Below are 20,686 nucleotides of genomic sequence, written 5' to 3'. Positions count from 1 at the left end.
GCGGATCACTTCTCCGCGAGCGTCTTCAAGCTCGCGAGGCCGGCCTCGAAGTCCGTGCCGATGAGGCGATCCATGTTCACGAACACGCCCATCACCTTGCTGATGTAGGGCCATTCGCCGCGCATCGCCCAGGTGACGATCGTCGTGTCGCCGCTCGGCACGAGCGTGAACTCGGCGGTGTTGTGCGCCTCGAACGGCTTGATGAAATCGAGCTTGATCGCGATGCGCGAAGGCTCGGTCGACTCGGTGATTTCCATGCGGCCCTGGCCGACGTCCTTGTTGCCTTCCCAGGCGTAGGTCGCGCCCTTGCCCCGTTCCGAGCCGCCGAGCGTGCGCTGCATCGCCGGGTCGCGCTTCTCGTACGGCGACCACTGCGGCCACGCCTTGAAATCGTTGATCAACGCGAAGATACGTTCCGGCGGCGCCTTGATGCCGAGCGAGCGCTGGATGACGAACGCGTCGGGTTTCGTCGCGGCGTAGATCAGGATCGCGGCGATGACGACGACGAGTACGATGATGACGGTCTTGATCACGAAAGAGTCTCCTTGTTGTTCCGGGTCGAAGCGGTACCGCAGACGTCGTCGAATACGGGATGCATCACGGCGGTTCCGTCGCCGGCGATCGCGAGAAATTCATGCGCCATCGCGAGCGCTTCCTCGGGCGTTGCGACCTCGACGAGCGCGAAGCCGGCGACCACTTCCTTGGTTTCGGCGAACGGTCCGTCGACGACGTCGACGGCGCCGCCCGAGCGCCGCACGCGCGTCGCGTTGCTGCCGAGGCCGCCGGTCGCGAGCAGGCGTCCGGCGTCCCGATTGTCCTTCGTCAACATGTCCATTTGTTCGAGCGACGCCGGGTCGTCCTGTGCGGCGGTCGCGGCGGGGTCGGGCGTGAACAGCACGAGATAGCGCATGGCGGCCTCGATTCTTCGCGGGCTTACTGCTGTTCGAGCTGCGCGCGCAGACGGTCTTCCTGTTCGCGCAGCTCCGGCGTGAACTCGGCGCCGAAGTCGTCGGCCTCGAACAGCGGGCGGATTTCGAGCTGCGATTCTTCGCCGGTCGGATTCGGGCAGCGCTTCGCCCAGTCGATCGCTTCGGCGAGCGAGGCGCATTCCCACAGCCAGTAGCCGGCGACGATTTCCTTCGTCTCGGCGAACGGGCCGTCGACGACGGTGCGCTTGTCGCCCGAGAAGTAGACGCGGGCGCCGAACTTCGTGGGCTTCAGGCCTTCGCCGGCCTTCATGATGCCGGCCTTGACGAGTTCTTCGTTGTAGTTGCCCATGTCGCGCAGCAGCTCTTCGCTCGGCATCACGCCCGCTTCGGTGCTCCGGTCGGCTTTTACGATCACCATGAAACGCATGTTCTTGTCCTCGTTGTGATGGGGTGGGGAGCCGCGGGATCGGTCCGTTCCGGACCTTCTCGCCGGCGCTCATAGACAACGTCGAACGAGCGCGCGCCGAATCGACACGCGACGCGAAAAAATCGAAGTTTTTTTGCGGCGAGCTAAGTCGCTGAACTAGCAAATATTTCTACGGTCGGCGCTCGGCGTCGAGCGTCTCGCCGCCGGCGAACGTGACCTTGCGCGGTTCCCAGACGAGGACGAACTCGCCGGCCGAGGTCGCGACGAATGCGCGGTCGGCGTCGCCGACGCCTTTGGCGGTGTTGCCGCAGCGAACCTCGACGGATTCGTCGGGCGGCAGCGGATCGCGGTGGTCGATCCAGCAGCTGTTGGCGCGCTGGCCGGCCGCGTCGCGCAGCCAGACCGAGCCCGACGCCGAATCGATCGTGCGCCGCGAGGTATTGCGCAGGCGCCAGGTCACGACGAGCGCTTCGTTGGTATTGAACGCGTGCTTGACGGTCTGGCCGCGCGCGTTCGTCGTCGGCTGCGCCACGCCGTAGATCTCGTCGTGCGTCAGGATCTGCCGGCGCACGAGCCGCACGTCGACCGCCGCGCGCAGCGGCTGCATCGCCGCGTCGCGCTGCGCGGCGAGCGCGTCGGCCTTCGCCTGCCGTTCGGCGTCGCGCACGAGCCACGCGCGCTGCAGGCGGATGGCTTCGCCGAACGTGCGCGCGGTAAACGGATTGTCGGGATCGGTGAACTTCGCCGGCAGCACGTCGCCGTTGCTGCGCTTCAAATAGCCGACGACGAGTTCGCGTTCGCCGGGCTTGAGCTTCGCGAGCTGCGGTTCGATCGGGGTGAGATCCTTGACGTCCATCGGCAGGTGCGTGCCGTAGACGCCGATCGCGCACTGGCGGATGCCGAGCCCGCACAGCACCACGAACAGCGCGAGTGTCGTCGACGTGATCCGATCCATTGCGATTCCCCCGGAATGCGGCAACTATCGCCGAGCCGCTACGACATTGCCATCGTCATGAACGTGCTTTTCATCTGCAGCCAGAACCGCCTGCGCAGCCCGACCGCGGAGCAGGTGTTCGCGAACTGGCCGGGTATCGAAACCGCGTCGGCGGGGCTCAACAAAGGCGCCGACAATCCGGTGACGCCGGAGCTTCTCGAATGGGCGCAGCTGATCTTCGTGATGGAGCGCCGGCATCGCTCGAAACTCTCGGGCAAGTTTCGCAGGCACCTAGCCGGCAAGCGCGTCGTGTGCCTGGAGATTCCCGACGAGTTCGACTACATGGACCCGGGTCTCGTCCGCATCCTCGAGGCCGTCGTACCGCGGCATCTGCCGCGCGGTTGAAGCGTCGCTCAGCGCCGCTCGTACGTACCGGCCTTCTGCGCCGCTTCGTTGAGTTCGGCGACGGCCGCGGCCGCCTTGCCGCTGAGCTTCACGCGTTCGGAAAGGTTCGTCAGGTTCGCGTAGGGCCCTTTGGCGCGGCGTTCGGCGACGATCTTCGCCGCGAGCGCGTCGCCGACGCCGGGCAGCGCGGCCAACGGTTCGCGTTCGGTCGTGTTGAGATTCACCGCGAGCGGCGTCGGCTTGCCTTCCGGCGTTTTCGGCGGCAGTTCCGCGTACAGCCAGATCGGTGTCGACAGCGCGGCATCGAGCCGCGCGGGAATGCGCACGGTTTCCTCGACGACGCGAGCCAGGTTCTCGCGCGCCGGCCTGAGCTGCGCGACGAACGCCTCGTGGTCGCCGACGCGTCCGCGCGCCGCGAGCGCCTCGGCCTCGCGCGCGACGGCGGGGTCGATCGTGCTCGCGAACGTCGTTTCGACGAACAGGCGCAGCGCGTCGCCGCCGTTCTCCGGATGCAGGCCCGCGTAGCTGCGCAAGAGGCGCACGAGGATCGGCGTGTCGGGCGGCAGCTCGCCGCGGCCGAGCACGCCGAGCGCCTCGAACACGCGGCCGTAGCGCTCGGCGAGCGCGGTATTGCTCGCGTCGCCGGGTACGAGCCAGCGGTAGAACACGGTGGCGACGACGCCCTCGGACGCCATCATCTGGTCGCCGCTTTTATACTTTGCGGTATCGAACAGCGTGCTGTACTCGCGCGCGGCGATCGCGTCGGACTCGCCGGCGAGCGGCAGCTGCGCGTGCACGAACAGGTTGCGGCGCATGCCGTCGATGCGCGCGGCGCGATCGAGATTCGACAGCCACGTGCCGACGAACGGCCGGCCGTCGAACCCGCGGTCTTCGCGGCGCAGGCGCTCGTTGCGGGTGTACGCGCGCGATAGGCCCTGGAAATGGATCGCAAAGCCTTCGTCGAACGCGGTCGGCGGGTCGGTGATCGCGAACGCCGAATGCGGCGTGCGCGAGTAACCGAGCGGAAAGCGCGGCACGAGCCGGCGCAGCATCACGTGGCCGAGTTCGTGCGCGAAGATTTCCTCGAACGTGCCGTCGGCGATCGTTTCGTCGTCGACGACGAGGTCGACGAACGGTTCGGCGACGTAGCGTTCGTCGTCGCCGGTCTTGAGCCAGAAGCCCGAGCGGGCGTAGCCGCCGTCTTCGAGCGACAGATACAGCCACGTCGCATGCGGTTCGGCGATGCCGGAAGCCAGCTGCGCCGCTTCGTCGAGCGCGAGCATCGACGCGGTGAAGCCGTCCTTCGCTTCGCGCTGCAGCTTGGCGAACAGCTCGCCGCCGCGCAGACGCGTGACGATCGGCGCGGGCTTGCCGTCCGGCGACGGTTTCGATTGCGCCTGGCCGTCGACGACGACGGGCGCGAGCACGCCGAGTTCGGCGGCCTGCGAAAAACCGCACGACAGCGCCAGGACCAGCGTCAGCAGTCTTGAAGAAAACATGGTCATTCCATTGCGTCCGAAGGACCGCGTCCCGGCGTTCGTACCGAACCGACGCGTCTGCCGCACCGGCTCGTCGCCGGTCGACAGTCGCAGCTTACGCTTTTTTAACGTTTGAGTGAGCGCGAGCACCGAAAAGAAAAGCCGACTGTGCGCTGCCGAGCACGACGTCGTCGAGCACACGCGCGCCTGCATCGTCGCCCGCGGCGCCGGCCACGACGTGCAGCGGCAGCAGGTGTTCCTCGCGCGGATGCGACTCGCGGCCGCCGGGCGCGCGCGACCAGTCGACGAGGCGCGCTTCGCGTTCGGCGCGCGGCAGCGCGATCGTTTCGGCGAGCCATGCGTCGAAGCGCTGCGAATCGGCGTCGATGCCGGCACCGCTCATCTTGAAGCGGCGCATGTTGTGGAACGTCATGCCGCTGCCGACGATCAGCACGCCTTCGTCGCGCAGCGGCGCGAGCGCTCGGCCGAGCGCGAGGTGCGCGGCCGGGTCGAGGCCGGTCCTGAGCGACAGCTGCACGACCGGCACGTCGGCGTCGGGAAACGCGAGCTTGAGCGGAATAAAGACGCCGTGGTCGAGTCCGCGCCGGTGTTCCTCGCGCGATGCGATGCCCGCGTCGGCGAGCAGCGCGCGAATGCGCGCCGCGAGATCGGGTGCGCCGGGCGCGGGCCAGGCGAGGCGGTACGTGTGTTCGGGAAAGCCGCCGTAGTCGTACAAAAGATCCGGCGCGGCCTGCGCGTTGACGGTGAACGCGGACTCCTCCCAATGCGCCGACACGACGACGAGCGCGCGCGGTCGCGTGCTGACGACGTCGACGAGGCCGCGCAGAAAGCCGCCCATGCGATCCCAGGTGCCGGCGGGCTGCCAGTCCATGAAAAAGCACGGGCCGGCGCCGTGCGGAACGAAAACGGTGGGGAGCGTGGACATGCGGCGATCTCGACGGCGGGGCGCGCGGGGCGCCGAAGGTTCGGAGATTGCGCCGTTTTCCCCGCGGCATAAGCCGCCGCGGGGGAAATGGAATGTTGCCGCTGCGGAAACGCTGCAATCAGGTTAGGGCTCTCGGACGCCGCCGGACGTTCCCCCAAGTTGCAGCGCGCGAGCCTTCCGTTTGATGTCGTCGGCGGTCAATTCGCCGACCCATCCGCTCGCGATGCCTTCGTCCCACAAGGTGCCTATCCTCTCCGAGACGCTTCGCTGGCGTTCGTTGCGTTCGTTCCAAGTGTCCATTGCGTTCTTCCTTGCGCGTTCGGGCGCTGGTGGATTGGACGAAATACTGGCGACAACCAACAAGCGAAGGTCCTTCTCCGCTCGTCATTCCAGCGCAAGCTGGAATCCAGCATTTAGACGTCGAGAACAGCAGCGACGGCTGGATCCCAGCTTGCGCTGGGATGACGAGCAAAGCAGCGAAGCTCGCAGCGTGTAGCGCAATACAACTACTCGCTGCGGTCGTCACAGCCTAGCACCGTGCTCGGCACGTCAAGGACTGCGCAAGTTCGATGAAACCGAATCCTTGACGTGCCTGCGCGCGGTGCTCTGAGAGGTCGCCCACAGCGACCAATCGCTCAAGGGCATAGCGCGAACGGCGCGGTTAGCGCCACGCCGTTCGCTGACCACAACCCACTTGGAAAGGAGTGGATCATGGGTAAGCGCAATGATAAGCCGGCCGAGTCTTCCACAAAGCAAATCCGCGTCGGTACGGCCTACTACTCAGCCGTCGACTACGCACACCTGCCACGCGAGGTTCCCAACATCCGCCTGCGTGGCATCTGGCTGATCAACGCCGGTTTCCTGCCCGGCGACATCGTGACCATCCGCGTCACCGCCGGCCGCCTCGTCATCATCCGCGCCTAGCGTCCACATCGCGGAAGCCTCGCCCGTCGAGGCTTCCGCCTGTCGCCGTCGCCGTGTCGGCCGACGGCGGCGAGTTTGAGCGGCCATCGGAATCCTGGCTGTCTACGAATGGCGCTCCGGCACCGGTACGAACAGCCGCCAGAGCGGTCGCCCGGCATCGCCGCCACGCGGGGCGCGAACAATAAGACTTACGAATCAAAAAGTTGAAACGAAAGATACATCGGTGATGTTTTCTGCGTGGTTTTTCACGGTGGCGCCATCGACGCTCGATCGGCTTCAGCTTGCGCCCCGGGTCGGTCTCACGTCGCCGCAGCTCGCATGACGACGGCAATGCGGTTCATCCCCCGAAGGCGGCTTTGGCACTGTCGATCTCACGAAACCTTCTTGGAGGGAGAAGTTCATGAATCGTTCCCTGTTCGGCCGGACAACCGCGCGTCCCGCGCGTAGGTCCTCTGCTCGCACCCTGCAATACCTGCTGCTCGGTCTCGCCGCGGCCGCGTCTTCGGCGTTCGCGATCCAGCCCGATGCCGGCATTTCGAAACCCGTGCTGCGGCGCGCGTTTCTCGCGCCGGAACTCGACGTCCACCCGGCGCTGGAAGCGACCGAGCAACTGCGCGAAACGATGTCGCGCCCGGCAGCCGCCGATTTCCTCAAGCGCAATCCCGGCACCTGGGAAATGCGCTGGGACCGCCGCGGCGACCGCCCGAATCTCGTGCAGGGTTCCGGTGTGCCGGTCGTGCCCGGCCGCGGCAACAAGCTCGATCTCGGCAAGATGGGCCTCGCGGCCGGCGAGACGATCGATCTTGCGGTCGTCGAGGCGCGCCTCCTCGACTTCGTCGCGGCGAACCGCGACCTGCTCAAGACCGACGGCCTCGAGTTTCAGCTCGATACGACGTCGAGCGTCGGCTACGGCAAGGACAATACACACTGGTTCATCGAGTTCGCGCAGTCGAAGAACGGCGTGCGCGTGCAAGGCGCCAACCTGTTCTTCCGCGTGTCCAACGGCAACATCGTGCAGTTCGGCAGCAATCTCGTCGCGCCGGTCGACGTCGACACGTTCCCGGTGTCGGCGCGCGACAAGGCGTTCGAAGTCGCCTACGGCGAACTCGGCATCTCGACGCCGGTGCGCGGCGTGACGCTCGTCGACCGCGGCGAACTGCTGCTGCTGCCGTACGCGGCCGATCTTTCGGGCGCCGGCGAAGGCTTCCGCGGCGCGGACGGCCAGGGCTATTCGCATCGCCTGGCCTGGCGCTTCGTGTTTCGCGTCGCCGGCGACAAGGCGACGTATCAGATGATGGTCGACGCCAAGACCAATCGCGTGATCGAAGTGCGCGACCTGACGCTCACCGTCAACGCCACGGTCGACGGCGGCGTGTTCACGTCGATCAACACCGGTCCCGAAACGATCGTGCCGATGCCGTTCGCGGCGGTGACGAACGGCGGCGCCAAGGTGACCGACGCGCTCGGCATCTACGACTATTCGAGCGGCTCGGCCACGGTCACGCTCGACGGCAAATACTTCCGCATGAGCGACGCGTGCGGTTCGATTTCGCTGGCGAATTCGACCGACGGCAACCTGCACCTCGGCACCGACACCGGTACCGACTGCGGTTCGACCACCGCGCCGGGCGGCGCCGGCAACACGCGCTCGTCGCGCAACGGCTTCTACTACCTGACGAAGATCAACCGCAAGGCGGCGACGTTCCTGCCGAGCAATTCGTGGATCGCGGGCAAGGTCACCGCGAACATGAACATCAACGACGTCTGCAACGCGTACTGGGACGGCAGCACGCTGAACTTCTTCAAGTCCGGTTCGTCCGGTTCCACTTCGTGCTCGAACACCGGCGAACTGCCGGCCGTGTTCCTGCACGAGTGGGGCCATGGCATGGACACGAACTCGGGCGGATCGGCGTCGGAAAACGGCACCGGCGAAGCGGTCGGCGACAGCTTCGCGTTTCTCGAAACCAAGAGCGCGTGCATCGGCAACGGCTTCTTCACCGGCCCGAACGGCTGCGCGAACTGCGCGTCCACCTGCACCGGCGTGCGCGACCTGAACGCGTTCAGCACGCACGGCGCGGCGACGATCGCCAAGCCGTCGACGATCACCGACAACGCCGGCGCGAACTGCGACCGCTTCGCCTGCCCGTACCTCGCCAACGGCATCCAGCCGTATCAGGGTCCGATGGGCTATGAAGGCCATTGCGAAAGTTATATCGCCAGCTCGGCCAACTGGGATCTCGCGCAGGCGCTGGTCGCGCAGTACGGCGCGACCGCCGGTTATGCACAGATGGACAAAATCTGGTACGGCAGCCTGACGCCGTCCAAGAGCGCCTATCGCGTCGCTTCCGGCGGCAAGTGCAACACGGCCGCGTCGGTCGACGGCTGCGGTTCGAACAACTGGTACACCGTGTATCTCGCGGCCGACGACGACAACGGCAACCTCGCCGACGGCACGCCGAACGCCTGCCGCATCTGGGACGCGTTCAACGCGCACGGCATCGCCTGCGGCACGCGTCCGGCGTGCAGCGGCGGCGGCACCAACGTTCCGCCGGTCGCGAACTTCACGTTCACCACGAGCGGCCTCACCGCGAACTTCACCGACACGTCGACCGACAGCGACGGCACGATCGCCTCGCGCGCGTGGAACTTCGGCGACGGCGGCACCTCGACCGCGGCGAATCCGAGCCGCACGTACGCGACGGCCGGTTCGTACACCGTCACGCTCACGGTTACCGACAACGCCGGCGGCACGAACACGAAGTCGTCGCAGGTCACCGTGTCGAGCGGCACCAACGTTCCGCCGACGGCGAACTTCACGTTCACGACGAGCGACCTCACCGCGAACTTCACCGACAGCTCCACCGACACCGACGGCACGATCGCGTCGCGCAGCTGGAACTTCGGCGACGGCGGCACGTCGACCGCGACGAACCCGAGCCGCACGTACGCCGCGGCCGGCACGTACACCGTGACGCTGACCGTCACCGACAACGGCGGCGCGACGAACACCAAGACGAGTTCGGTAACGGTCACCGCGCCGTCGGGCAACGTGCTCACGAACGGCGTGGCGGTGACGGGCCTGTCGGCCGCGATCAACGTCGACAAGGTGTACACGCTCGTCGTTCCGGCCGGCGCGACGAACCTCAAGTTCGTCACGACCGGCGGCTCGGGCGACGCCGACCTGTACGTGAAGTTCGGCTCGGCGCCGACGACCACGGTCAACGACTGCAAGTCCGAAGGCAGCACGAATGCCGAAACGTGCAACATCGCGACGGCCCAGGCCGGCACGTACTACGTGATGGTGCACGCCTATGCGGCGTACTCGGGCCTCTCCCTCACCGGCAGCTTCACGCCGCCGGGCAGCGGCACGCAGACGTACACGAACACGACCGACTATCCGATCAACGACAACGCGACGGTCGACAGCCCGATCACGGTGTCGGGCCGCACCGGCAACGCGCCGACCAACGCGTCGGTCACGGTCGCGATCGTCCATACGTACATCGGCGATCTGAAGGTCGATCTCGTGGCGCCGGACGGCACGCTGTACAACATCCACAACCGCACCGGCTCGGGCACCGACAACATCAACAAGACGGTCACGTTGAACCTGTCGAGCGAAGCGCTGAACGGCACGTGGAATCTGCGCGTCAACGACAACGCGTCGCAGGACACGGGCTACATCAACAGCTGGAGCATCACGTTCTGATCGCCTGACGATCGGACCAAAGCGACACGACGACCCCGGCTCAGGCCGGGGTCGTCATTCCCGGCGCAGGAAAACTTGCGCCACCGCCTGTTTCACCGGTCGACGTCCGCATCGTGGCGCCGCTGCGCGCCCGTGCGCGCGCCGGCCCGCTGACCGGAGCCATCCCATGAAACTGCTGAACGGCGGCATTCTTGCCGCGACGATCGCGGCGTGCACGCTCGCCGCACCGGCGGTCGCGTCGAACGCGCGCGATCCCGGCGAGTCGGTATACATCGTCACCTCGCAGGACACCTTCCGCACGCTCGGCGCGTTCGCGCGCAACGGCGTCGCGCGGCGCGACAGCGTCGGCACGGCGCTCGTCGTCGCCGAAGTCAAGGAATACCAATTGGCACAAATCGCCGAAAGCATCCACGCGAAGGAGAACCGCTGCGGCGGCTACTTCGCGTTCGCCACGCGCGGCGAGGCCGACGCGTTCGTCGCGGCCGACCGCGCGGCGGCGATCACCGCGGTGCTGCCGACGGCGACGTACACGATCGACAACGGCGCGACCGTCAACCCGTGGCTGCCGACGGCGAGCGGCGCGAACATCCGAGCGACGATCGCGCACCTGTCGAGCTATCGCAACCGCTACTACACGAGCGCCGACGGCAGGACGGCGGCGGAGTGGATCCGGTCGACGTGGGCCGGTCTCGCGGGTGCGCGCACCGACGTGACGGCCGAGCTGTACACCGGCTGCGCGAACTGCTCGACGCAGCCGTCGGTGATCCTGACGGTGCAGGGCACCGAGCTTGCGAACGAGGTCGTCGTGCTCGGCGCGCACCTGGATTCGATCAACGGCTCCGGCGGCGGCAGCACGACGCAGACCGCGCCGGGCGCGGACGACGACGCCTCCGGTGTGGCGACGCTGACAGAAGTCATCCGCATCGCGCTCGCCGGCAACTGGAAGCCCAAGCGCACGGTGAAGTTCATGGCGTACGCGGCCGAGGAAGTCGGACTGCGCGGTTCGAACGCGATCGCGCAGTCGTTCAAGACCGCCGGCACCAACGTCGCCGGCGTGCTGCAGATGGACATGACGAACTACAAGGCCGGCAACGTCGAGGACATGCAGCTCGTCACCGACTACTCGAACGAGGCGATGAAGACGTTCCTGACGAACCTGTTCGACACGTACCTCGCGCCGCTCGGCATCACGCGCGGCACGTACACCTGCGGCTACGGCTGCTCCGATCACGCGTCGTGGACGAGCGCGGGTTTTCCGTCGGCGATGATGTTCGAAGCCGGCACCGCGACCGGCTACAACCCGTACATCCATTCGGCCAACGACACGCTCGCGAACATGGGCGACTCGGCGCAGAACAGCGTGAAGTTCGCGCAGCTGGGCCTCGCGTTTCTCGGCGAACTCGGCAAGACGCAAGGCGGCACGCCGCCGGTCAACGTGCCGCCGGTCGCGAACTTCGGCGTCGCGACGAACGGCCTCGCGGCAACGTTCACCGACAGTTCGACCGACAGCGACGGCACCATCGCGTCGCGGGCATGGACCTTCGGCGACGGCGGCACGTCGGCGGCGACGAATCCGACGCGCACGTACGCATCCGTCGGCACCTATAACGTCACGCTGACCGTGACCGACAACGCGGGCGCGACGAACGCGAAGACGAGCACGGTGACCGTGACGGCGCCGCCGTCGTCGAACGTGCTGCAGAACGGCGTGCCCGTCGCGGGGCTGTCGGCCGCCGCCGGCGCGACGCTCGCTTACACGATGACCGTGCCGGCCGGCGCGGCGAACCTCAGGTTCGCCACCGCCGGCGGTACCGGCGACGCCGATCTCTACGTCAAATTCGGTTCGGCGCCGACGACGACGTCGTACGACTGCAAGTCCGACGGCGGCACCAACGCCGAGACCTGCGCGATCGCCGCCGCGCAAGCCGGCACCTATCACGTGCTGATCAAGGCGTACGCCGCGTTCTCGGGCATGAGCCTGACCGGCAGCTATTCGACGTCGGGCGGCGGCAACGTGCTGCAGAACGGCGTGCCGGCGACGGGGCTCGCCGCGGCCACCGGTGCGTTCGCGAGCTACACGCTCGTCGTTCCGGCCGGCGCGACGAATCTCAGGTTCGTCACGTCGGGCGGCACGGGCGACGCCGACCTGTACGTGCGGTTCGGCGCCGCGCCGACCACGTCGACGTACACCTGCCGTTCGAACGGTTCGACGAACGCGGAAACCTGCACGATCTCGCCGGTGCAGGCGGGCACGTACCACGTGCTGCTGCGGGCCTACTCGTCGTTTTCCGGCGTGAGTCTCACCGGCAGCTTTACGCCATAAAGGTCGTCGGCGGGGAAGATGGCCTTCCGTTACCCGCGGTGTATGGACGGCGGCCGGTCGAACCGGCCGCCGTCTCGTTTTGTGCTCCCGACCTTCCGTACGCATGCGTACCGATCGATCGGTACGACAAGGAAAACCTATAGTTGGATCGATTTACACATAGAGAAAAGTAATGGCCGGCGCACCGCGTTCGCGACGGCCGACACAACTCCGTACGCTGCTACTTGTGTCCGCGAGGCGACTGCGCTATACGACGGCGTTCTGTACGCTTTTGCTTGCTTGAACGACAGGAAGCGTAGCGTTCGCCTGCCGGGGGGCGGGGGAGGGTGTGGGGCCATGATGGCCGCGCGAGCCTCACTGCGGAGGGATGTATGGCTGAGCAGCCTCACTGGCCGTCGGACGTCCAGCGTCTGCGCCTGGGCGATATCGAAATCGATTTGCGCTATCGCACCGTGCGGCGCGGCGATTCGTCGTACGAACTCAATCCGCGCTGCTTCGGCCTGCTGCTGCTGTTCCTGCGCGAGCCCGGCGTGCTGCAGACGCGCGAGACGATCTTTCGCAAGGTGTGGTGCGGCGCGGTCGTCGAAGACGCGAGTCTGACGAACTGTATCTGGCTGATGCGCCGCGCATTCGGCCGCACCGCGAAACAGTGGATACGCACCGTGCCGAAGCAGGGCTACGTGTTCGATCCGCCCGCGTCGGCGCATGCGGTCGTCTGTCCGCCCGAAGCACCCGCGGAATCCGAATCCGTCGCTGCCATCCTGCCCGATCCCGCGGCGGTCGCGGCGGCCTGCGAGGTGGCGCCGGTACCGGCGATCGCCGCGCACACGGCGCGACGGCGTCCGCTGCTCTGGGCCGCCGCGGCGATCGCTGCGACCGTCGCGCTCGGCGGCGCGGCGTTGCTGCGCGCGGATTCCGTCGCGAGCACGCACCGGCGCGTGGCGCTGATCGCCGCGACCGGGGCCGAGTTGCCGGACGACGCGCGCTGGGCGACGCCGCTCCTGCAGGCGTGGCTCGAATGGCAGCTGCGCAGTTTTCCCGAACTCACGGTCGCCGCGGCGACCGACGCCTGCCGCGACTGCGGCGAGCTTGCGATCGTGCTCGGCGTCGAAATGGCGCCCGGCGGCGACGTGCCGTGGCGCGTGTCGGCGCGCTTTCGCGGATCGAGCCCGCCGCCCGACGTGATGCGGGCCAGCTCCGCCGATGCGCTGGTCGCAACGCTCGACGCCGTCGGCCGCGACGTGCTCGCGGCGGTCGTGCCGTCGCAGGACGCGGCATCGTATCCGGCGCTCGCGCTGGACGCTGCGACCGCGGCCGAATTCGCGCAGGGCTGGGTGGCCGAGCAGCGCCATCGCTGGAGCGATGCGGCACGCGCCTACACGACCGTCGTCGACAAGGCGCCGGCGTTCGGCTACGCGCGGGTGCGGCTCGCGCAGACGCTCGACGAACTCGGCCAGCAGGGCGCTGCGCAAGCGGAACTCACGCGCGCCGCGGCGTGGATCGACGCGCTGCCTCGACCGCTGCGCGCGCCGGTCGACGCGCAGCGTTCGCTGATCCTGCACGACGACGCGGCCGCCGCGCGCGCGTTCGCGGCGCTGGCACACGCCGGCGGCGACGTGGCGTACCGGCTGGGCCAGGCGTCCGCGCTCAAGCGACTGGGTCGCACGCGCGACGCGGCGCAGCTCCTCGCCGGCGAACCGCCCGCGCAGCCTGCGCCGGCGCTGCGCTGGCTGATGCAGCGCGCCGACGTGGAAATCGCAAACCGCGACATGGCGCGCGCGGCGAAATCCGCGCAGGCGGCCATCGACGTCGCGGCAAAACTCGGCTGGGAACGCGAGCGCGCGCAGGCGACGCTGCTGTACGTCGAGGCGCAGGCCGACAACGGCCGGCCGCTCGACGCCGCGCTGTTCGACGCCGCCGTGCGCGCGTTCGACGCCGCCGGCGACAAGCTCGGCGCGCTGCGCACGCGGGTCTACGCCGACCTGTACGGGCCGCGCGGCAACGACGCGCCGCGCCGGCTCGACGAACTGCTCGCCGAGGCGCGGCTCGCCGGCAACCCCGGCGTGGAAATCGAAGCGCTGCGCCGCACCGCGCTGTACCTCGACGAGACCGGCGACACCGACCGCGCGCGCGAACGGTTCGCGCAGGCCGCGGCGGTGGCCGAATCGTCGGGCCGTGCGTACGAGCGGCGCGTGATCGATCTGCATCTGCTGCACGAAGACACGCTGCGGCTCGACTTCGCCGCCGTCGACCGTCGCCTCGCGAGGCTGCGAGCCGAACCGCTGCAGGGCCGCGCCGCGTACTCGGTGGGGTTGAACGCGGCGCGCCTGGACTACCTGCGCGGACACTACGACGCCGCGCTCGCGACGCTCGCGGATGCCGAACGCGCGCTGCGCGCCGGCGACAACCTGCCGCAGATCGCGCTCGCGAACGGCTGCCTGCGCGGATCGATCCATCTGATGCAGGGCCGCACGTCGGCGTCGCGCAACGACATTCGCGAATGCCGTGCGTCGGGCCAGCCGGTGCTCGACCAGCTGGCCGACATCGCGAGCGCGGAACTCGCGATCCACGCCGGCGATCTCGGCGAAGCGCGGCGCCTGCTCATGCCGATGCGCAAGCAAGTGCGCGACCTCGCCAACCGCCAGCACCGCTGGAACCTCGCGATCGAAATCGCGCCGCTGCTCGCGCGCGTCGGCGAACTCGACGCCGCACGCGAACTCGTCGACGACGTATTGCCCGAAGTCACGCGCGCGCAGTACCGCCTGCTCGTCGCGAACGCGCGCGTCACGCGCGCCGAGATCGCGCTCGCGCTCGGCCGCACCGACGAGGCGAAGCGCGACGCCGCGACGGCCGCCGCGCTCGTGCCGGACGACGACTGGTACGAGCGCCGGCGCATCCGCACGATCGACGCGCTGATCGCGCGGGCGCGCGGCGACGCGCAAGGCGCCGCGCGCGAACTCGAATCGCTGCACGCCGACGCGCTCGACCGCGGCGACGTGCTCGCCGAACTGCTCGTGCACAGCGTCATGGACCCGGGCACGCTCGCCGGCGGCTGCTCCGACCGTCGCCATGCGCAGCTGCTCGCCGAAAGCGGCATGCGCGGCGCATCGGACATCTGGATGAACCCGGCGGCGCATGCGTCGGGCGCGGCGCTGGCCAATGCGCACGCAAAGGACCCTTAGCGCGGCGTCGGCCGAAGCGCACGCCGGGTAGCGGTAGCACCGGACAGTCGTCGACGCGCTTGCGCGTCGGGGCGCGCCGTCGCGCTAGGATGGGAAGATTGCATCGACGACGGCACGGCCGCATGAGCACGAACGACCCGAATGCGCGCTGCGCGCAGATCCTTGCGCGTCTGACCGACGCGACCGACCACGCGCGCTTCGTCGGTCCGCCGATCGACATCGACGGCCTCGATCCGCGGCAGATCGGCGATCTGTGGCCGGCCGTGCACCGCGCGCACCGGTTCGACGGCGGCGCGAGCGGCGCGGCGCGGGAGGCGGCGGTCGCGATCCGACGGCAGCTGGCGCAGCGGCGGATGCTGCCGAAATTCTCCGATGCGGTGCTGCGCGAACTCGTCGCGCTGCCCGGCGCGCCGATCGAGGCGTACGTGTGCCAGCTCGCCGAAGAACCGTCGGCGCAACTGCGCGCGACGCTCAACGACATCGTCGGGCAGCGCCTTCCGCGGCTCGGCGACGTCTTCGACGCCGACGCGCGCTACAACCTGCTGCTGCTCGCGCGCATCGCCGGTCCGGCCTGCGTCGACGGCCTGCGCCGCACCGTGCGCGAACGCTACGCGCATGCGCCGTACGTGCTCGACGAATTCGACGCGCTCGAACACGTCGCGCCGTGCACGCTCGCGCGACTGCGCACGGCGATAGAAGTGCACTACTGGATCGAAAGCGCGAGCGAATACTTCGGCCGGCCGCTCGCGCACGAGCCGGCCTACGTCGAATTCTCGCGCAGGGCGCTCGCCAAGGCGCTGGCGCAGCTCGAAGACATCCACGCCGGCCGCGTGCCGTACCAGTCCGACAAGGCGTTCACGACCGACGACACGCCGGTGCTCGCGCGCGCGGCCGAGGTCGCGGCGCTACGCGACGAGGCGTGGTACGCGCAGGTGTGTCCGCGCCTGCTGCGGCTGGCCTGCCTCGCGCCGACCGCCGCGAAAACCGTGCCGTCGCAGTCGCTCGCGATCCGCCTCGGCGAAACGATCGCCGGTACGCCGACGCCCGAAAGCGTGCGCGCGCTGCGCGATACGCTCAAAGAGATCCGCCACGCCGGCGTCGAAAAGAAACTCGAACGCCATCTGCGGCCGGCCGAAAAAAACTCGGCGCGCGTCCGGAAGTGGCCTTGCGGCTGACCGTGGCCGAGCCCGACAAGGCGCAGCAGGCGCTACTCGCGAAGTTTCTCGAAAGCACGTACTGGCAGGGCCTCGCCCTGACGCCGGACGAATGGCGCACGCGTCTGGCGCACGCGCCCGGCGGCGCCGCGCTCGCGCGCACGCTCGTGTGGCAGGCGCAGTCGGGCGAAGCGGTGCCGCGCAGCTTCATGCTCGACGGCGAAGCGCTGCACGATGCCGCGGGCGGCGCTCTCGAACTGGCGGCCGGCGATCGCATCCGGCTGTGGCATCCCGTGACGGCGAGCGACGACGAACGCGCGGCGTGGCAGGCGCACATCGTCGCGGCGCGGCTGCGGCAGCCGTTCCGGCAGGCGTTTCGCGAACACTATCGGCCGGCCGACGACGAGCGCGCGGCGAACCGCACCGCGACGTTCGCCGGCCACACCGTGGCGACGCGGCCGCTGCTGGGCGTCGCGCGCCGCGAGAGCTGGACGATCGCCGGCAACGATCGGCTGATCGAGCGCTGGTTCGGTGACGTGCGCGTCGATCTCGAAATGGAATACGGGCTGTATCCCGGCATCGACGCGCATTGCGACACGATCGACCTGCATTTCACGCGCTATCGCGACGGTCGCGCGCAGCGCACGACGCTGGCCGACCTCGACGCGGTCGTGTTTTCCGAAGCCTGCCGCGCGGTCGACCTGCTCGTGAGCGTCAGCGCGTTCGCGATCGACGACGAATCGCCGTCGTCGTCGGCGCGGCCGTCGCACCCGAGAACCGAGCGTCGCGCACGCGTCGACCGGCTCGGCACGCTGCCGCTCGGCGAAATGGCGCAGATGCGTCGGCGCGCGCTGACGCTCGCGCTGGCGCACGAGATCGACGCGGGACGCGTCGCGGTCGACGAGCGGCATGTGCGCGTCGGCAGCCATGCCGTGCACCTTTCGACCGCGCGCGTCACCGACGACGGCGCGCCGGTCGAACTCGAACTGCCGGCGAAGCGCGGCAAGCTCGCCGCCGTGCCTTGGCTGCCGTACGACGAAGTGCTGCTGCAGCGGATTGCCGACGCGGTCGGCGCGCTGCTCGCGCGTCGGTAATTTTTCGACACCGGCGTGCGCGGCGCGGCTCGCGGCATCGCGGAACTTGGCACAGTGGTCTCGCGCGCGCCGCATGAAGCGGTCGTAGGTCCGCTGTCGCACGCCGCCGACAATCGCCGCGACACGACGATGCCGGAGCACACATGCACGCCCTGACCGCAACGACGACCGCGCTGCTGTTCGCACTCGCCGCATCGAACGCCGCCGCCACGCAGGATGCGCCGCCGCCGGCGAAACCCGCGAACCTCGCGGGGCTGCACGATTTCGACTTCCTCGTCGGCGACTGGCGCGTCAGTCATCGCAAGCTCAGGGAACGCCTCGCGAACAGCGACGACTGGGTCGAGTTCGACGGCACGATCTCGGTCCGCAAGCTGATGGACGGCTGGGGCAACGTCGGCGACAACGTGTTCAATCTGCCCGACGGCGCCTACCGCGGCGCCAGCCTGCGCGCGTACGACCCGCAGACCGGGCAATGGTCGAGCTGGTGGCTCGACGGCCGCAACCCGGCCGGCAACCTCGATCCGCCGATCAGGGGCGCGTTCGCCGGCGGCGTCGGCACGTTCTGGGCCGACGACACGCTGCGCGGCAAACCGGTGCGCGTCAGGACGACCTGGTCGCGCATCACGCCTGCATCGGCGCGCTGGGAGCAGGCGTACTCCGGCGACGGCGGCAAGACGTGGGAAGTGAACTGGACGTCGGATTTTCAACGCGCCGAACGCTAAAGCGTAGCGTCAATCCGCAGGCGTGCGGATCTGCACGACGTTGCCCTCGGGATCGACGCCCTCGCACGCGCGAAACCCGCGCGCGCCCCATTCCCTTTCGGGCGGGTCGAAGCGTCCGCCGTGCGCCGCCGCCGCCGTGCGTGCGGCATCGAAATCGGCGACGCGGAAGAACAGCTTGATGGCCGTGTCCTCGCGTGCGACCGGCGGGTCGGCGATCTCGAACGTGTCGGCGATATGCGGCGGTATCGCGTGCAGCACCAGTTGCACGCCGTTGCCTTCGAGCACGGCGAGGCCGGGCTCTTCGTGCGTGACGGCGAGCGACATCGCGTCGCGGTAGAACGCGGTCAGGCGGTCGACGTTCTTGGCGAAGACGACGGCGCCGTTGAGTGCAGCATCGATCATGGCGGGATCCAGTCAGGTGCGGCGGCGAGGCGCGAGCCTCGCCGCCGCCGCGGGTCAGTGGCGAAGTTCCGAAAAGTACTCTGCGACATCTTCCGAAAAAGTGTAGTCCGCGTCCGGCAGCGGCGCGCCGCCTTCGATCAGCGCGCGCGCGCAGCCGAGCCAGTCGCCGCCGTCGACCGGCTGCGCGTTCGACGCGAAGCTCAGCGTACCGTACACGTTGTCGCCGTAGCCGTGGCGTTCGTCGTAGCGCGCGCCGTGCGCGAGGAGAAACGCCGCGAGCGACGCGTCGCCGCGAAACACCGCGTGGTTGAGCGCGCTCGCGCGCCAGTCGCCGCCCGGCGTCGCGACCGGCCAGCCGGCCTCGACCATCGTGCGCACCGCGTCTGCGCAGCCGTTCGCGGCGAGTTCCGGCAACAGGCGAAGCTGCGCTTGCGAGAGTGTTGCGATGCGCTTCGGATCGGCGTCGAGCATCGCGCGCACGGCCGCGCGGTCGGCGTTCGCGCAGGCAGCGAGGAAGCGATCGTCGTCGTCCTCCGCACTCTCGGCGCCGGCCTCGCGCAGCAGCGCGGCGACTTCCGGCAGGCCCATGCATCGCGCGAAACGATACGCGTCGACGCCGTGCGCGTTGCGCGCGTTCGGATCGGCACCGGCGTCGAGCAGGATGCGCACGACATCGACCGAACGCCGGCGGCGGATCGCATGCAGCAGCGGACTGCCGATCGGGCCGCCTTCGTTCGCGTCGCCGCCGTGCGCCAGCAGCAGGCGCAGCGTCGACGGGCGTTCGAAGTCGAGCGCGCGATACAGCGCGTTGCAACCGCTCACGCGCGCGCCGGCTTCGAGCAGCAGGCGTGCGCACGTGTCGTCGTCGGCTTCGACCGCGTGATACAGCGATTCGTTGTCGTTCGGATCGGCGCCGGCGTCGAGCAACAGGCGCGTCAGCGCCGCGTCGTGATTGCGGCCCGCGGCGCCGTAGAGCGCGGACAGCGGATCGTCGGGAAACGCGGGGTCCACCGTCCGGTCGTTCGGATCGGCGCCGGCGTCGAGCAGCAGCGCGGCACAGTCGCGGATGCCCCGCGCGAATTCCGGCAGGCGGATCAATCCGGAAAAGCAGGCGCTCACGAGCGGGGACATCGACGCGCCGCCGCGCGCTTTGGTCCATTGTGGATCTTTGGCGATATGCGCGCGCACGGTCGCGACGTCGCCGACCGCGCAGGCGAGCGCCGCGTCGCCGGCGACGAGCCGCGGATGCTCGCGCAGCAGCCGCGCGGCGAGCTGCGGCTTCGCGCCGTGATAGCCGGCGCCGAACGTCCACGTGCGCCACTGCTCGAGGCGCTGCGCGTCGTCCTGCGCCGATTGCGCCTCGACGTAGTCCTTGAGCTGCGTCCACGACGCGAACCCGTACTCGCGCGCGAGACACGACTGCGCGTCGGCGAGGCGCAGGTCCATCGCGACGATCGCGTCGTCATCGCGTCCGCCGGCTGCGGGCAGCGCGGCGCGCAGCCGCGCGAGCGCGGCGGCATCGCGTTCGCGATACGCGGCCAGCAGTTCTTTCGCCTGTTTCTTCAGATGGCCCAGATGCGGGCGCTGCGGCAGGTCTTTCACGACAACCTCCATGCATGAGTGCCGAAGGTCCGCAAGCCCGGCTGCACAAAGGTCGGTGTTTTGTATGACAGACAAGTGGGTTGAACCCTTTCCGCGGACCCGGAGGCGGCTTGCGACGCCACGGCTAGCGTAGCAGGAACGCCCGCACCGGGAACACGTGGCACTGATCGATTCGCGGTCGAACTTCCGCTACGCAACCTGTCGGCGCGAACGGGCGCGTCGATTGTCGTCGTTCGTCGCAAGGGAAAGTCGCATGAAGTCTTCGTTGTCGCCGCTCGCGGTCGCACTGGCCGCCGCGCTCTGGTCGGGTTTCGCGGTCTCCTCCAACGTTTCTCAATCGCTCGTCGCGCAGGCCCTGCGCGATGCGGGCACGACCGTCGCGAGGCAGGACGATGTCGGCACCGGCCACGAACGCAAGCCTGGCATGAAACGCGACACCGGCGGCGGTGCCAAAC

The 20,686-nt window shown here is 68.8% G+C and carries 17 protein-coding genes; 9 read left to right on the top strand and 8 right to left on the bottom strand.

From position 1 onward, the window contains the following. Positions 1-5: 5 nt before the first annotated feature. The 4 genes from OD750_RS07730 to OD750_RS07715 form a co-directional block, all read right to left on the bottom strand. Positions 6-533 carry an SRPBCC family protein gene (locus OD750_RS07730; RefSeq protein WP_263542084.1) on the bottom strand — a complete coding sequence of 176 codons (528 nt, stop codon included), beginning with the start codon at positions 531-533 and terminating at the stop codon, positions 6-8. After that, complete coding sequence (locus tag OD750_RS07725; protein ID WP_263542085.1) at positions 530-910, bottom strand: YciI family protein; 381 nt, start codon at positions 908-910, stop codon at positions 530-532. The genes OD750_RS07730 and OD750_RS07725 overlap by 4 nt, the downstream gene beginning before the upstream one ends. Before the next feature lie 23 nt (positions 911-933). Next, on the bottom strand, positions 934-1,356 hold the full coding sequence (locus tag OD750_RS07720; protein WP_263542086.1) for a YciI family protein: 423 nt from the start codon (positions 1,354-1,356) through the stop codon (positions 934-936). Positions 1,357-1,525: 169 nt separating this feature from the next. Continuing rightward, the gene (locus tag OD750_RS07715) at positions 1,526-2,311 is read right to left on the bottom strand and encodes a hypothetical protein (RefSeq protein ID WP_263542087.1); all 786 of its coding nucleotides are present in this window, start codon (positions 2,309-2,311) and stop codon (positions 1,526-1,528) included. Positions 2,312-2,362: 51 nt separating this feature from the next. Between OD750_RS07715 and OD750_RS07710 the strand changes: the two genes are divergently transcribed. Continuing rightward, complete coding sequence (locus OD750_RS07710) at positions 2,363-2,695, top strand: low molecular weight protein tyrosine phosphatase family protein (RefSeq protein ID WP_263542118.1); 333 nt, start codon at positions 2,363-2,365, stop codon at positions 2,693-2,695. 8 nt (positions 2,696-2,703) lie between these two features. On the opposite strand, the gene OD750_RS07705 is transcribed toward OD750_RS07710, so the two are convergent. Then, a complete protein-coding gene (locus OD750_RS07705) occupies positions 2,704-4,194 on the bottom strand; it encodes a ComEA family DNA-binding protein (protein ID WP_263542088.1) in 1,491 nt (496 codons plus the stop codon). Positions 4,195-4,288: 94 nt separating this feature from the next. After that, positions 4,289-5,119, bottom strand: a complete 831-nt coding sequence (locus tag OD750_RS07700) for a DODA-type extradiol aromatic ring-opening family dioxygenase (protein ID WP_263542089.1) — start codon at positions 5,117-5,119, stop codon at positions 4,289-4,291. Between the two features lie 711 nt (positions 5,120-5,830). Here OD750_RS07700 and OD750_RS07695 point away from each other — a divergent pair. The 7 genes from OD750_RS07695 to OD750_RS07665 all read left to right on the top strand — a co-directional run bounded on the left by OD750_RS07695 (position 5,831) and on the right by OD750_RS07665 (position 18,227). Then, a complete protein-coding gene (locus OD750_RS07695) occupies positions 5,831-6,043 on the top strand; it encodes a SymE family type I addiction module toxin (protein WP_263542090.1) in 213 nt (70 codons plus the stop codon). 400 nt (positions 6,044-6,443) lie between these two features. Next, complete coding sequence (locus OD750_RS07690) at positions 6,444-9,752, top strand: PKD domain-containing protein (RefSeq protein ID WP_263542091.1); 3,309 nt, start codon at positions 6,444-6,446, stop codon at positions 9,750-9,752. 166 nt (positions 9,753-9,918) lie between these two features. After that, positions 9,919-12,075, top strand: coding sequence for a M20/M25/M40 family metallo-hydrolase (locus OD750_RS07685; RefSeq protein WP_263542092.1), 2,157 nt, complete (start codon positions 9,919-9,921; stop codon positions 12,073-12,075). A gap of 371 nt (positions 12,076-12,446) precedes the next feature. Beyond that, positions 12,447-15,257: a winged helix-turn-helix domain-containing protein gene (locus OD750_RS07680; protein ID WP_263542093.1), complete on the top strand. Its 2,811-nt coding sequence runs from the start codon at positions 12,447-12,449 to the stop codon at positions 15,255-15,257. A 122-nt stretch (positions 15,258-15,379) separates the two neighbouring features. Beyond that, on the top strand, positions 15,380-16,432 hold the full coding sequence (locus OD750_RS07675) for a hypothetical protein (protein ID WP_272841854.1): 1,053 nt from the start codon (positions 15,380-15,382) through the stop codon (positions 16,430-16,432). Continuing rightward, positions 16,423-17,505, top strand: a complete 1,083-nt coding sequence (locus tag OD750_RS07670; RefSeq protein ID WP_263542096.1) for a DUF4132 domain-containing protein — start codon at positions 16,423-16,425, stop codon at positions 17,503-17,505. The genes OD750_RS07675 and OD750_RS07670 overlap by 10 nt, the downstream gene beginning before the upstream one ends. Positions 17,506-17,648: 143 nt before the next feature. Further along, positions 17,649-18,227 (top strand): DUF1579 domain-containing protein, encoded by a 579-nt coding sequence (locus tag OD750_RS07665; protein WP_263542097.1) that lies wholly within the window; start codon positions 17,649-17,651, stop codon positions 18,225-18,227. Positions 18,228-18,236: 9 nt separating this feature from the next. Here OD750_RS07665 and OD750_RS07660 read toward each other — a convergent pair whose 3' ends face one another. Together OD750_RS07660 and OD750_RS07655 are read right to left on the bottom strand one after the other, a co-directional pair. Continuing rightward, positions 18,237-18,629, bottom strand: coding sequence for a VOC family protein (locus OD750_RS07660; protein WP_263542098.1), 393 nt, complete (start codon positions 18,627-18,629; stop codon positions 18,237-18,239). A 54-nt stretch (positions 18,630-18,683) separates the two neighbouring features. Beyond that, positions 18,684-20,231 (bottom strand): ankyrin repeat domain-containing protein, encoded by a 1,548-nt coding sequence (locus OD750_RS07655; protein ID WP_263542099.1) that lies wholly within the window; start codon positions 20,229-20,231, stop codon positions 18,684-18,686. Between the two features lie 157 nt (positions 20,232-20,388). Between OD750_RS07655 and OD750_RS07650 the strand changes: the two genes are divergently transcribed. Further along, the coding region (locus OD750_RS07650; protein WP_272841853.1) for a hypothetical protein at positions 20,389-20,686 on the top strand (298 nt) is incomplete at its 3' end.

The sequence above is a fragment of the Tahibacter soli genome, from assembly GCF_025717065.2.
Lineage (GTDB): Bacteria > Pseudomonadota > Gammaproteobacteria > Xanthomonadales > Rhodanobacteraceae > Tahibacter > Tahibacter soli.
Note: the sequence above shows the minus strand (reverse complement) of the source record. Positions and strands in the feature narration are given on the sequence as shown.